The organism is Enterococcus raffinosus, assembly GCF_019175485.1.
Classification (GTDB): domain Bacteria; phylum Bacillota; class Bacilli; order Lactobacillales; family Enterococcaceae; genus Enterococcus_A; species Enterococcus_A raffinosus.
Map to the genome: position 1 here is coordinate 1,708,672 of NZ_CP072888.1, position 14,424 is coordinate 1,723,095.

Below are 14,424 nucleotides of genomic sequence, written 5' to 3' on the forward strand. Positions count from 1 at the left end.
ATTTATTTTATCACACTTCCACTAAGATTGCTTCTTGTGTTAAAAGAAACACTAATCAGTATGTATTTTCCGTTTGTATAAAAAATTTGGCATTTCCGATAAAATTAAACCAGCTAGCGTTAGTAAAATACCGATAGATGCTTTCATTGTTAACATTTCTCCTAGAATAAAAACTGAGGCTAAAGTGGTCAACATAGGGATCGTATAAATGTATACCGTTGCGCGAACTGCTCCAAGATTTTTCACTGAAAAATTCCAAGTAACAAAGCATAAGGCAGACGCACCGATACCTAAGAAAACGAAATTTCCAACGTTCTGTACCTGTGTAAAGCGAGAAAAATCAACTGAGTCTAGAGTGACGAATAAGACAGGAATCATGAATAGCAACCCATAGAAAAAGATTCGCTGTGTTGTAGCAATTGTACTGAACCCAAAATCGCTGATTTTTTTTATAGTCAAGGAGTACGAGGCCCAACATATTGTAGCAATCAATGCTAATCCATCTCCAATTGGATTTACATTCAATGTTCCTGAAAAACTTATCATAGCTATCCCGATCATGGAGCAAATAAACCCTAAAACAAATACTCTTGGAATCTTTCCTTGTTTTAAAATAAATCGACTAATTAACGCTGTCATAAAAGGACTAACCGAGCCGATAATTCCAACGTTCATCGCTAGAGTGAAAGTCAAAGCTACATTTTCCAAATAGTAATAAAGAAATACACCAAACAAACCAGCTATTATATAGTATCCTTCTTCATGCCACCCCTTGAAGGGAAGTATTTTTCGTGAAATAGCAGACAATACAATAAAACCTATTAAAAAACGTATAAATAATATCTCAATTGGTAAAAAATCTTTTAATAGTATCTTTGTAGAAATAAAAGTTAACGCCCAAATAAGGACAGTTAGACTCGCAGACAAGTGACCTTTAACAGTATCAGACATGTGGCTCTCCTTTCATGTTTTTCTTTTCTCATAAACAATTCTATCGAAAGCTTCTAAATCACTATGCCACTCTGTGAATAATTGTGCAATAAAATCTACAAAAAAGTGAGATTCAAGATGAATCCCACTAAACAATTAAAAATCAGGCTGCCAAGGGCCGTTTGTATTAGGCAGTTCGTAATCGTGGACAATGCCATCCCTATCAAAAACTACGCCATGTAAACTTCCGCCAAATACAGCACCACCATCAATCCCAATCTTACCATCCGATCGCCAAAGTGCAGTAGTCTGCATATCTCCATACAACATAGGGGTAATGGTATGTCCAAAAACAATCGTCTTCCCTGTATTATTCTTTCCTTCATGGAAAGGTTCCCTTATCCATAAAAAATCCTGTAAAGAAGTATCCTGCCAAGTTTTGGTTAAGTCTACACCAGCATGAACGAATAGATAATCCCCCCACTCACAATAAAAAGGACGCTCCTTTAAAAAATCTAATAGTTCCTTATAACGGCTTCGAATCATCATCGCAATTTCTGTTGGAGAGTACTCTTCCGTAGCACCTTTGTGAAGTAAACTTTCAATTGTTTCTTTACCACCATTGTATAAATAGCTAGGAAACCAATCCTCTGGATTATCCATAAATTCTAGAAAATATTGTTCATGATTTCCTCGCAAATAGATCGCTTGATATTTCTGAACCAATTCCATTCCTAAAAACCAGCAATCCTTACTTTTAGGACCGCGGTCGTTTAAATCGCCAATCAATATCAGCCGCTGTGTATCTGGTCGAAAATTCTTTAATATCTTTAGAAACATCTCGTACTCGCCATGTATATCACCAATCGCGAAAACTTGCTCCATTTCCCTTCGCTCCTTTCACTAAGGATCGTGACTATCTTCCTGACACCACAAAGTAATTTCCATCTTCATCAACAAAATTGAACACATATTCTTCACCTATTTGGGCTAAATCTCCTAATTGTACAGCTGCTTCTTGTAATTTTTTATATAGCGTCACTACATCATCACTACCAAAAATTAAAGCTGGCGATGGCTCGGTTGCTTCATCATCATTTTTTTCAATAAATTCACGATCATAGATGACTAAATGAGTCGTACTATTTTCACTCATTGCTACTTCAGAAACTTGTGAACCATCTAATTCTTCAAAACTAAGCTCCACAAAACCTAACCCCTGCCAAAATGAACTGGCCTTTTTCACATCATTCGCATATAAAATTACTTTTACTTGTTCGTTAAACAAATTATTTCGCTCCCTAATCAATTTTCTCTTGTGGCATTCACAGTGTTGTATTCTGATTATAGTTGTATATATCAAAAAAAGTGTATCAAAAAAGGCTTGACCGCGCTAGTCAAGCCATTTAAATAATTAAGAGTTCACTTCGATTGAAGCATTCTCATCATGTAGAATATCGCGATTCAATTCATGGATGCGTTCGCTTGTAACAACTCCAGCTACCATACTTCCACTCACATTCACCGCTGTACGAGCCATATCAATCATCGGTTCAACGGAAATAACTAACCCAACAATTGCAACGGGTAAGTTCATGGCACCTAACACGATCAATGAAGCAAATGTCGCTCCGCCACCGACGCCAGCCACACCAAATGAGCTGATCGTAACAATAGCGATTAACATAACAATAAATTTTAAGTCAAAAACATTTATACCTACTGTAGGCGCTACAATTGTGGCAAGCATCGCTGGATAAACACCCGCACAGCCGTTTTGCCCAATTGAGATTCCAAAGCTTCCAGCAAAGTTTGCGGTTGCTTCATCGACACCTAACGCTTTGGTTTGTGTCTCGATATTCATAGGTAAAGTTCCCGCACTCGAACGTGATGTAAACGCAAAGCTTAACGCTGGAAATGCTTTCTTGAAGAAATTGATTGGATTCACTTTAACACCTAATAGAATTACAGAATGCACTAAAAGAACAACAATCAATGCACTATATGAGGCTAAAATGAATTTTCCTAAGTTAACAATTGCCTCAAAATCACTTGTAGCTAATACATTCGTCATTAGTGCAAAAACACCATATGGCGTTAAACGCAATACCAAGGTTACAATGCGCATAATAATTTTGTATAGACTCTCAACCAAATTAGCAAAAAATTCTGCTTCCTTCGGTGCTTTGCGACGCACTCCTAAAAAGGCAATACCAACAAAGGCCGCAAAAATTACCACACCAATTGTACTTGTTGGACGTGTTCCAGCAAAGTCAGCAAAAACATTGGTAGGAATAAAGGATAAAATTTGTTGCGGAATTGAAAAGTTCTGAACCATAGATTGACGGTCAGCTAACTCTTTGATACGAGCAGTTTCGGCTGCCCCTTTAGTAAACGTGGCACCATCAAGTCCAAAGACCATAACCGCCAAAATTCCGATTAAGGCCGCAATCGCTGTCGTAGCCAATAAAGTAACTAAAACATTCGCGCTGATTTTACCAAGCTTTTTGCTTGATTTCATTTTGGTAAAGGCACCGACGATAGAAATAAATACTAATGGCATAACAAGCATTTGTAATAATGAAATATAACCATTACCAACGATCCCGATCCATTCCATCGCTTGTGAAATGACTTTGCTACCATTGCCTAAAAGCAACTGTAAAACTCCACCGAAAATAATTCCGGCACCTAATCCTGCAAATACACGATTTGAAAATTTCACATGTCTTCTTTGCATTTGGTAGAAAGCTACAAGCAACGCAACGAACACTAAGATCACTAATACAGTGAACAGAGTTGTCATTGTATTCCTCCTTAAAATAACTTTCTATAATGACAAGTCTGTCAAAGGAAGTAAAGGTTCCCGGTATTCGTTCTTCAACGAACTACCCTAAAATATAGCTGCGCTACTCCTAAATTTTAGTGACTAATAAATTATAACTCAGATAAAATAATCTGTCTTATAATTTGCATTGTTACAAAGAAACTTTCATAATTTTATTCATTAAAAATCCTCCATTCTGAATACGCACTGAAAAAAAGAAACAGCTCGCAAATCAAATGGAGGATATATAGTTATTTTAAATAGTGTTAGAAGAAAAATTGATTTTAACCCCAGGCTTATCTAACGCAATTTCTGTGATTTCATAAACCATTCGTTCGATTAATCTTAAGATAGGACGAATCATCTCGTTTGCTTCAGCCTCAGTCAAATCATTCTGCTGTTTCACCTGACGTCCAATCACATGGATAACCTGAGATAAAACGCCGCCAATAATAAATTCTTCGAAAGGAAGCACGAACTCAATCCGTACACCCATGATACTATTTTCGGCTGGATATCCCGGATCCACAGCTTCTAGCGGACTGAAATTAATCAGCAATTTTTGTTTTACTACTTGGTCTTTCGGGGGAAGTCCGTAATTAAATGATTCCACGACTTCCTGATCGCGTTGTAATTCCATTTCGCACCTCCTCATTATAAACGTTTAATTAAATAGATTTAAAATATAATTTTTAATATTTCTATTATTGTCAATTCTTCCAACTATTTCCTTATCCCAATTATAACTTTCTGGTCAGAAAATTTGTACCATTTCTTTTAAATTATTTATAAAATAAGTAGCGCAAATATTCTGTTTGAAGTAATCCAAATCAAAGAATACTGTCTGAACTCCTGCATTATTTCCAGCATCAATATCCAACTTGCGATCCCCGATCATTACCGTTTTTTCAGCATCTAAATGATATTTTTCGATAAAATACTGAATTGCTGAGGGATCCGGTTTTCTTGGAAACTTTGAATCACTGCCAATAATATCTGTAATCATCGTTTCTAAACCATCTCTCTTCAACAAGTTCCAGGTTGATTCAACAGTACGATGAGTCAAAATAAAATGTTGCCCGCCTCTTTCTCGTAATATTTTCAAGGTCTCTTTTGTTTCATTAAAAGGATAGGAATCCTTGTTGTCCAAAGCCTCGAGTACATGATATTTTTCATCAAATTCTGGAGTGGGCAACTGCCAATCAGTAATCATTTGACGAATGGACTCTTCTTTTATTTTCCTATAAACAACTTTTTCATCTTTCTCAATACCAAACTCTTCAAAAGTTCTCATGAGCGACATTAACATAATTGGATACGTATCGTATAACGTACCATCAAAATCCCATATAAAATTCATGCTAACCCTTTCCAAATAATTTTATAAAATTTCCTTTTTAATAATTTCTAATTGTGAATTGAAAGTGTAAACCATAGGAGTCGCGTTAGGAATGTCAATTTTGTCAACTTGATCAATCGGAATTTCTTCAAGAAATTGTACCAAGGCTCGCAAACTATTTCCATGTCCACATACCAGAATAGTTTTTCTATTTAGAAGGTTTGGTGCTAACTGGTCCTGCCAAAGCGGGACAACCCGCCGCGAAGTCATATGTAGGCTCTCTCCTTTGGGAATTAATCTCGAATCTAATTGATCATATCGACGATCAAAATGATTATCTTTGGTTAAAGGAGGAACTTCATCAAACCCTCTTCGCCATTTTTTAACTTGATCAGCCCCAAAATGCTGTGTCATCAATTCCTTATTCTTTCCAACTAATGCACCATAATGTCGCTCATTTAATCGCCAAGTTTTATATTCAGGAACAAAATATGCGCCTGCTTCTTGCAAAATCATCTTGGCCGTTTTAATCGAACGCTTAAGTACAGACTCATATGCTAAATCAATCGTCAAACCTGCTTGCTTAATTTTATTCCCTGCATCCCTAGCTTGTTGAATTCCTTTTTCAGTTAAGTCCACATCGAGCCAACCGGTCCAATAATTTTGAAAATTGGCTTCACTTTCGCCGTGTCGAACTAAAATTAGTTTCATCTTTTCACCTTCTCGTTGTAAGAATATCAGAAAAAGCCTAGTTTTAAAAACTAGACCTTTTTTATAAATTGCTTATGGCAAGTCTTACAAGTCACTTTGATTTTCCCTCGACCTTTTGGGGCACGCATCTTTTGTTTACATTCAGGGCATTTAAAGTAACGATATGTTCCCTTTTTACCCTTGAAAAAATCTTTGATTTGGGCGATCCATTGGATGAACTTTTGGTTTTCATTACTTCTTGGATAAATTTTTTTCGAACAAAAACGATATAAAACTATTACGAAAGCTGCTATCGCCAAAATATTACCAATATAAAATGGAATCCAACGATCAAAAATCATCATCACTGCCCAAAAAATCAATAATGCTTTATTCACTTGATCTAGCCTGCCATAACGTCCACGCATTACATGTGTATACTTTTGATAAAATTTGGTCAATCGTTGCATCCAAATGTTTCCCACTGAAATTATCCCCTTTCAATGACTTTACTTGTTATAAATTTTTGGCCCTTTACGCATATTCTTTCGATCATTTTTCGGTGTCTCCATTTTTTTCGAACGTCCGCCACCTTGTTTTTTCTTGATTAGCTCTAACATTTTCTCTTTTTGATTCACTATTACACCGCCTTTACCAATAAGGTTACAGATTCAACGTGGTGAGTTTGTGGGAATAAATCCACCGGCTGTACTTTCACTGCACGATAGCCAAGGTCCTCGTATCTTCTCAAGTCTCTGGCAAGTGTAGCTGGATTACATGAAATGTAAATAATTTTATTAGGATTTACCACTACAGATGCCTCAATGAATTTTTCATCTAACCCTTTTCTCGGTGGATCAACAAAAACTACTGAAGGTTCAATGCCTTCACGAGCCCAACGAGGCATAATTTTTTCAGCTTTTCCTATCTCGTAATTAGCATTTTTTATGCCATTATTTTTTGCATTTGCTTTAGCATCCTCGATTGCTTGAGGCACTATCTCAACTCCATAAACGTGCTTGACTTTTTCCGCTAGTGACAAACCAATAGTTCCTATTCCACAATAAGCATCTACAACGATATCCTCTGAATTCAAATCAGCAAACTCTATTGCTGTCTGATAAAGTACTTCTGTTTGTTCAGTATTTACCTGGTAAAATGATTGAGGAGAAATTTGATAGGTCTTCCCTAGTAAAGTGTCATTAATTGTTGCTTTACCATAAAGAATTTTCTCATCTCGCCCCATAATTACATTTGTTTTTTCAGAATTAATATTCTGAATCACTGAAACAACTTCTGGTAATTCAGCCTTAATTGTTTCAGCAATTTCGCCACCCTTAAAGAAACGTTCTGCTCTAGTAACAAGTATGATCATCATTTCATGGCTATAATGACCACGACGAATAACGATGTGACGGATAAAACCTGTATTTTCTCTTTCATTATAGGCTTTCACCTTGAAGCGTTGTAAGATATCGCGAACTGTCGTAATTGCTTGATCAATTTTAGGATCTTGGATCAAGTAATCCTCAATTGGAAGCAAGTCATGTGAATTTTTACGATAAAAACCAGTCATTAACTGATTATCAACTTTTTGAACGGGAATTTGTGCTTTATTACGATACTCAAACGGGTGCTCCATTCCCAAGGTTGCAGCAACAGACAAATCTGGTAATTTAGCAATTGTCTTCAAAACTTTTTCAACTTGCTGCTGTTTAAATCGCAGTTGGTACTCATAAGTCATATGACTTAAAGGAGCAATACCGCTTCTTAAAAGATCTAAGTCTTTAACTTCTTGCCGTTCAGGATTGGAATTAAATCGTTCCATGACTTTTCCATAGCCAAATTTTTTTCCAACTTTAACTGCTTTAATTTTTATCTCTTCTTCTGGCAAAGCATTTTCAATAAATAGCGGATAGCCATCAATGTGGGCAACACCCAATCCTTCATGTGACAAATCATCGATCGTCACTGTATATGTTTTGTTTTTCTCTACTGAGGTCATTTTATTCTCCTTCAAGGCTGATTTATCTATTCTAATGAATTCTACTTGAAAAAGCAAGGTAACACTAAGTTTTATACTTTTAAGAGTTCCATAAGAATAACTACTTGCTATATGCAATTTTTGAACGGACGCATAAAAAACGTTTCTGTTCTCGAACAGAAACGTTTTATTTTACTCTTCTAAATCTTCTTCTTGGATTTTTTCGTATTCCTTAACTAACTCTATTCCAGCTTCTCGCTTTTGATCATCTGGACCCAAAATCGCATCATCATTGATTTCATCCGTGTTAGCATAGAATTCGATATGCTGATGAAGATTGTCAAAACGCATTGGAGCATCGCCACCATATTCTCCATCTAAATTAATCATCATTTTCTTATCGGTATCAATTAGGCTTGCATCCAAGAAGCTTGTTTTCACATACAAAACCTTTGAGTCATTGACATGCTTTCCACCATTTAATACTAAAGTAATTAGCCGAACAATTTCAAATAGATTCGCAGTCTTAACTACTATCAACGAAAATTTCCCGTCATCTAACTTAGCATCGGGTGCGATAGTTTCAAAACCGCCAATAGAATTTGTTAAACCTAAGAAGAACATTGAAGCATTGCCTTCATACTCGCCACCTTCATATATCAATCGCATTTTCGTCGGTTTGATTCGTGGAAGCATTTCTGCCCCTTTGGCTAGATAGGCTAAATACCCGAAAATGCTCTTCAATTCTGAAGGCACCTCATACGTCAATTCAGTTAACGAACCACCAGCCGCGATGTTGATAAAGTACGTGTCTGCAGCTTTACCGATATCCATCTTGACTGTTTGTTGTTTCTGAATGACCTCAGCAGCTGCTTTGACGTTATTGCGTGGGATTTTCAATGCTCGAGCATAGTCATTTGTCGTCCCCGCTGGAATAATCGCCATTTTAGGGCGTTTCTTTAATCCTGCAATTCCATTTACTACTTCATTGATTGTTCCATCGCCACCCGCTGCAACTACTAGTTCAAAACCAGCCTTTGACGCACGGGTTGCTTCATTTTTTGCTGAATCAGGTTCAGGAGTCGTAGCGAAGGCACTTGCTTCATAACCTGCTTTTTCGATGGCTTCTAAAATATCTGCTAGATTATTACGCATAATCTCTTTTCCAGATACTGGATTATAAATCAGTCGTGCTTTTCTCATGATCGAGCTCCTCTAACGTTTCGCTAATTCCTCTTGAAGTAGTTTATTTACAACACCTGGATTTGCTTTTCCTTTGGTCGCTTTCATAATTTGACCAACTAAGAAGCCGACCGCCCGATCTTTACCATTTTTGAAGTCTTCGACAGACTGTTCATTATTATCAAGTACTTCGTTGATCATTGGCAACAATTGTGCTGGATCTGACAATTGGACAAGTCCTTTTGCTTCAACAACCTCTTTAGCATTTCCACCGTTTTGAATCAATTCACGGAAAACTTTTTTCGCAATTTTCGAACTGATAGTCCCATCTGCAATCAATGTAATCATGCCCGCCAAATTATTTGGGGTTAATTTCGTCTCAGCCAATTCTAATTTTTCACTATTCAAATAAGCGGAGACCTCACCCATTAGCCAGTTAGAAGCCTGTTTGGCATCTGCACCTTCTTTTAATGTATCTTCAAAAAAGTCAGACATTTCGCGACTCAAGGTTAGAACCATTGAATCATATTCTGGCAAACCAAGTTCATTTACATACCGCTCACGACGATATGCAGGCATTTCAGGTAATGTTTGCCGTACCTTATCAATCCAAACATCATCAATTTCAAAACGAGGAATATCTGGCTCTGGGAAGTAACGATAATCGCTCGAACCTTCTTTAACACGCATTAAGATCGTTTTATTGGTTCCTTCGTCATAACGACGTGTTTCTTGTTGGATTGTTCCACCAGAAAGCAACACTTTTGTTTGACGTTGCACTTCAAAGGTCAATCCTTTTTTTACAAAACTAATAGAGTTTAAGTTTTTCAATTCGGTTTTCGTTCCGAACTCTTCTTGTCCATAAGGTCGTAAAGAAATGTTCGCATCACAACGCATAGAGCCTTCTTCCATCTTCACATCACTGACACCTGTGAACTGGATAATTGATCGTAATGCTTCTAGATAAGCATTCGCTTCTTCAGGCGAACGCATGTCTGCTTCAGAAACGATCTCGATCAAAGGTGTTCCTTGACGGTTCAAATCGACATATGAATAGCCGCCGATACCATGCATATTTTTCCCTGCATCTTCTTCTAAGTGAACACGTTCAATGCGTATCTTTTTCTTTTTGCCATTGACATCAATTTCAATCCAACCGTCATGACCAATCGGTTCATCAAATTGAGAGATTTGATAAGCTTTCGGATTATCTGGATAGAAATAATTCTTACGATCAAAATGCATATTTTTCGAAATTTCACAGTTTAGCGCAAGAGCAGCTTTCATCCCAAATTCAATTGCCGCTTTATTCATAACTGGCAAGACACCTGGATAGCCCCAGTCAATAATATTTGTATTCGTATTTGCTTCTGCACCAAAATGGGCAGGTGCAGGTGAAAAGATTTTAGAGTTTGTTTTTAATTCAACATGGACTTCAAGTCCGATGACTGTCTCTAAGTTCATTATTTTCCCCCCCCTAAAATCACAGGTTTTTGCTTATGAAAATCCGTTGCTTGTTCAAAAGCATACGCTGCTTTATACATAGTAGGCTCATCGAAATGCTTTCCAATAATTTGCAAGCCTACTGGTAATCCTTCTGAGAAGCCAGCAGGAACAGACATGCCTGGTAAACCAGCTAGGTTCACTGGAATCGTTAAGATATCATTTAAATACATCGTAATTGGATCATCAATGTTTTCACCAATACCAAAGGCAACAGTTGGCGACGTTGGACCAATGATCAAATCGTAATCAGCAAATACCTTATCAAAATCTTGTTTGATCAGCGTGCGAACCTGTCCAGCCTTTTTGAAGTAAGCATCATAATATCCCGCAGAAAGAGAAAAGGTTCCTAACATGATTCGGCGTTTTACTTCGTCACCAAATCCTTCAGTACGAGTATTCACGTATACGTCTTCCAAGTTTTGAACATCTTCGGAACGGAACCCGTAACGAATACCGTCAAAACGCTGCAGGTTTGAACTTGCTTCAGATGATGCAATAATGTAATACACTTCTACCCCATATTTAGAGTGTGGTAAACTCACTTCTTCAACTGTCGCTCCCAACGCTTTAAATGTATCCACAGCTTTTGTAATTGCTGCTTTAACACCTGGTTCAATCCCCTCAGCCATGAACTCTTTTGGTAATGCAATCTTCATGCCTTTTATATCGCCTGTTAAACCTGCAGCAAAATCTGGTACAGAAACACCAGCCGAAGTCCCGTCCTTAGGATCAAAACCACTAATTGCATTTAAGGCTAACGCATTATCCTTTACTGTGCGTGTGAATGGTCCAATTTGGTCTAGAGATGACGCAAAAGCAATCAAACCAAACCGAGATACACGTCCATACGTGGGTTTCAAACCAACAACCCCGTTAAATGCTGCCGGTTGGCGAATACTGCCCCCCGTATCACTACCTAAAGAAACCGGAACTTCACCTGCGGCAACTGCTGCTGCAGAACCTCCTGAAGAACCGCCAGGGACTTTCGTTTGATCCCAAGCATTTTTTGTTTTCTTGAAATATGAAGTTTCACTTGAACTACCCATAGCAAATTCGTCCATATTTAATTTTCCAACTGGAATTAAATCTGAACTGTAGACTTTTTCCATAACAGTTGCATCGTAAATAGGATCAAAGTTTGATAAGATTTTGGATGCTGCAGTCGTTAAGATTCCTTTTGTAACAATGTTATCCTTAATTCCAATTGGAATACCAGCTAAAGCATTTTCTTCAGTGATTCCTTTTGCATCGATTGCTTTTGCCAATTCCATTGCTTTTTCTTCATTTAAGGTAATAAAAGCGTCAATATCTTTTTCCGTCTCTTTTATGCGGTCGAAGGTTTCAGCAGTTAAATCAGTTGCTGTAATTTCTTTTGTTACTAATAAATTGTGTAATTCTTCAATTGATTTATCATATAATTTTTCCATTATGCACCAGCCTCTCCGTTGTCAATGATTGCCGGAACTTTAATAAAGCCATCTTCGCTTTCCGGAACGTTTTTCATTAACTCATCACGCGACCAGCCTTCATCCGCCACGTCTTCACGCATAACGTTGATCGTCTCTAATACATTGGAAGTAAATGGCACACCTTCTGTATCAACTTCTCCAAGTTGTTCGACCATGTCGATTATTTTACCTAATTGATCGGTAAAGCCCGTCAATTCATCATCTGAAAAAGAAAGCTTCGCAAGTTTTGCGACATGTTTCACTTGTTCTTCATTGATTGCCATAATATCCCTCTTTCTTTTGTCAATTTTCAATCATTTTATCATATCTCTGTTAGAATTCACGTTTTTTTCTTGAAATTTTTTGAAAAATAATTCAATTCAAACAATTCCAAAATAGACGCTTTATAACAGACTTGACGCCTTTTTATAATACTCGTTCGTTAATAGTGTCGTCAACAATCATATGGGTAGACTTACTCAGTATGACTTTCTTCAATTGCTTGGATCATTTTTTTTTCATCCCAGACTTCGATCCCTAAATTTTGAGCTTTAGTCAATTTACTTCCAGCATCTTCTCCCGCAACAACAATGTCCGTTTTTTTCGAAACACTGCCAGTAACTTTCCCACCAAGATTTTGAATCTTCTCTTTCGCATCTTCGCGTGTATAATCAATAAGTTTCCCTGTTAAAACAACGGTTTTGTCCTTGAATGGCGACTCCACTTCAGCCAATTGGCTTGCACGAATTCCCTTGTACTCAAGATTCACACCACGTTCCGCTAATTCTTGCATTAGCACATGAACTTCTTCATTCTCGAAGTAAGTCACCAAACTGTCAGCAATCGTTTCTCCAATAGTGTTTAGATCAATGATTTCTTCTTTGCTAGCCTTGCTGATCGCTTCCAAACTTCCAAAATGCTCTGCCAAAATTCCAGCTGCTTTTGCTCCTACATGGCGAATTCCCAAACCAAAAATTAGTCGTTCGACGGAGTTCTCACGGCTCGCGTCAATTGCCTTTAGGATATTTTCAGCAGATTTATCTTTAATTTTGTCTAACGTTACAAGTTGGTCCTTTTCTAATCCATAAAGATCCGCTACATCAGAAACCAGTCCTTTATCGAACATTTGAGCTAGCACACGTGGACCTAATCCATCAATATTCATTGCGTTGCGAGAAACAAAATGACTTAATCCTTCTTTTATTTGTGCTGGACATTTGGGATTGATGCATCGAAGAGCAACTTCTTCATCTAAATGAACCAGTTCGCTATCACAAATTGGACAATGTGTAGGCACAGGATATGGCTCACTATCCTCAGGTCTTTTTTCCAGAATGACCTGTGCTACTTCTGGAATAATATCTCCAGCTTTGTATACAAGGATTGTATCTTTCAAGCGAATATCTTTCTTTTCAATATAATCGCTATTATGAAGACTGGCGCGACCAACCGTTGTTCCTGCCAGTCTAACCGGTTCCATAATCGCCGTTGGGGTCAACACACCCGTACGCCCAACTGTCCAATCAATATCTAAGAGAGTTGTTTGAGCTTCTTCAGGAGGAAATTTATATGCGGTCGCCCAGCGAGGAGCTTTCACTGTAAAGCCTAATTCATCTTGTAACTCAAACTCATTTACTTTAACAACAATACCATCAATTTCATAAGGCAATTGATCTCTTGTTTCATGAAAGGTCTCGATGTAGGCCCACACTTCATCAATCGTCTCACAAACACGATGTTCAGGATTTGTTCTAAAGCCTAATCGTGACATTTCATTGAGTGCGTGATCTTGTGTAGTGGATTCCAACGGACCGAAATCAGCCAGCGTATACAAAAATGTGCTCAAATTCCGCTTAGCCGCAATGCGTGTGTCCAATTGACGTAAACTTCCAGCTGCAGCATTCCTCGGATTAGCAAAAACTTCTTTTCCTTCCTCTTCTCTTTGATGGTTTAACTTAACAAAGGAAGATTTTGGCATATAGCATTCTCCGCGAACTTCAATCGAAAGAGGCTCCTTTAAACGTAATGGGATTGACTTAACAGTTTTCAAATTCTCAGTAATATTCTCTCCGACTGTTCCGTCTCCACGTGTAGCCCCTTGAACAAAAACACCATTTTCATATTTAAGGGAAATGGACAATCCATCAATTTTTAATTCGCAACAATAAGAAACGGCATGTCCTATCGCCTTTTTTACCCGCTCATCAAAAGCGATTAATTCCTCTTTACTGAAAACGTCGTTTAAGCTATATAAAGGAATGTCGTGTACAACCTTTTCAAAGCCCTCCAGCACTTTTCCGCCAACACGTTGGGTAGGTGATTCTGGCGTAATTAAGTCAGGATATTCCGTCTCAATTTCAACTAGTTCTTGATATTTTTTATCATAAACAAAATCTTCCACCGAGGGTTGATCTTGTACGTAGTACTCATACGAATATTGATTCAGCTCATTGCGGAGCTCTGCAGAACGCTTTTCTGCCGCTTGAAACGTCATTGGTTCCAAGAAAATCCCTCCTAA

General features: G+C 37.7%; 15 protein-coding genes. All 15 read right to left on the reverse strand.

Annotated elements, in window-relative coordinates:
• Positions 1–51 precede the first annotated feature (51 nt).
• The 15 genes from J9537_RS08365 to ligA all read right to left on the reverse strand — a co-directional run bounded on the left by J9537_RS08365 (position 52) and on the right by ligA (position 14,400).
• Positions 52–951, reverse strand: coding sequence for a DMT family transporter (locus J9537_RS08365; protein ID WP_218255664.1), 900 nt, complete (start codon positions 949–951; stop codon positions 52–54).
• A 135-nt stretch (positions 952–1,086) separates the two neighbouring features.
• On the reverse strand, positions 1,087–1,815 hold the full coding sequence (locus J9537_RS08370) for a metallophosphoesterase family protein (RefSeq protein WP_218255666.1): 729 nt from the start codon (positions 1,813–1,815) through the stop codon (positions 1,087–1,089).
• A gap of 31 nt (positions 1,816–1,846) precedes the next feature.
• Positions 1,847–2,218 carry a VOC family protein gene (locus J9537_RS08375; protein ID WP_218255668.1) on the reverse strand — a complete coding sequence of 124 codons (372 nt, stop codon included), beginning with the start codon at positions 2,216–2,218 and terminating at the stop codon, positions 1,847–1,849.
• A gap of 126 nt (positions 2,219–2,344) precedes the next feature.
• Complete coding sequence (locus tag J9537_RS08380; RefSeq protein WP_218255669.1) at positions 2,345–3,736, reverse strand: L-cystine transporter; 1,392 nt, start codon at positions 3,734–3,736, stop codon at positions 2,345–2,347.
• A gap of 277 nt (positions 3,737–4,013) precedes the next feature.
• Complete coding sequence (locus J9537_RS08385; RefSeq protein ID WP_207109222.1) at positions 4,014–4,397, reverse strand: DUF1149 family protein; 384 nt, start codon at positions 4,395–4,397, stop codon at positions 4,014–4,016.
• A gap of 114 nt (positions 4,398–4,511) precedes the next feature.
• On the reverse strand, positions 4,512–5,117 hold the full coding sequence (locus J9537_RS08390; protein ID WP_218255671.1) for an HAD-IA family hydrolase: 606 nt from the start codon (positions 5,115–5,117) through the stop codon (positions 4,512–4,514).
• Between the two features lie 21 nt (positions 5,118–5,138).
• Entirely contained in the window at positions 5,139–5,807 is a 669-nt protein-coding gene (locus tag J9537_RS08395) for a 2,3-bisphosphoglycerate-dependent phosphoglycerate mutase (RefSeq protein ID WP_218255673.1), read from the reverse strand.
• Positions 5,808–5,857: 50 nt separating this feature from the next.
• A complete protein-coding gene (locus J9537_RS08400) occupies positions 5,858–6,256 on the reverse strand; it encodes a hypothetical protein (RefSeq protein ID WP_218257353.1) in 399 nt (132 codons plus the stop codon).
• Positions 6,257–6,295: 39 nt separating this feature from the next.
• Complete coding sequence (locus J9537_RS20790; RefSeq protein ID WP_010744982.1) at positions 6,296–6,424, reverse strand: hypothetical protein; 129 nt, start codon at positions 6,422–6,424, stop codon at positions 6,296–6,298.
• A gap of 2 nt (positions 6,425–6,426) precedes the next feature.
• Entirely contained in the window at positions 6,427–7,791 is a 1,365-nt protein-coding gene (gene rlmD / locus J9537_RS08405; protein WP_218255675.1) for a 23S rRNA (uracil(1939)-C(5))-methyltransferase RlmD, read from the reverse strand.
• Positions 7,792–7,962: 171 nt separating this feature from the next.
• Positions 7,963–8,973 carry a diacylglycerol kinase gene (locus J9537_RS08410; RefSeq protein ID WP_218255677.1) on the reverse strand — a complete coding sequence of 337 codons (1,011 nt, stop codon included), beginning with the start codon at positions 8,971–8,973 and terminating at the stop codon, positions 7,963–7,965.
• A 12-nt stretch (positions 8,974–8,985) separates the two neighbouring features.
• Positions 8,986–10,416 carry an Asp-tRNA(Asn)/Glu-tRNA(Gln) amidotransferase subunit GatB gene (gatB, locus tag J9537_RS08415; RefSeq protein WP_218255678.1) on the reverse strand — a complete coding sequence of 477 codons (1,431 nt, stop codon included), beginning with the start codon at positions 10,414–10,416 and terminating at the stop codon, positions 8,986–8,988.
• On the reverse strand, positions 10,416–11,885 hold the full coding sequence (gatA, locus tag J9537_RS08420) for an Asp-tRNA(Asn)/Glu-tRNA(Gln) amidotransferase subunit GatA (RefSeq protein ID WP_218255680.1): 1,470 nt from the start codon (positions 11,883–11,885) through the stop codon (positions 10,416–10,418). The genes gatB and gatA overlap by 1 nt, the downstream gene beginning before the upstream one ends.
• Positions 11,885–12,190, reverse strand: coding sequence for an Asp-tRNA(Asn)/Glu-tRNA(Gln) amidotransferase subunit GatC (gene gatC / locus J9537_RS08425; RefSeq protein ID WP_010744987.1), 306 nt, complete (start codon positions 12,188–12,190; stop codon positions 11,885–11,887). Before gatC ends, gatA begins: the two co-directional genes overlap by 1 nt.
• 191 nt (positions 12,191–12,381) lie before the next feature.
• On the reverse strand, positions 12,382–14,400 hold the full coding sequence (gene ligA, locus J9537_RS08430; protein WP_218257354.1) for an NAD-dependent DNA ligase LigA: 2,019 nt from the start codon (positions 14,398–14,400) through the stop codon (positions 12,382–12,384).
• Between the last annotated feature and the right edge of the window lie 24 nt (positions 14,401–14,424).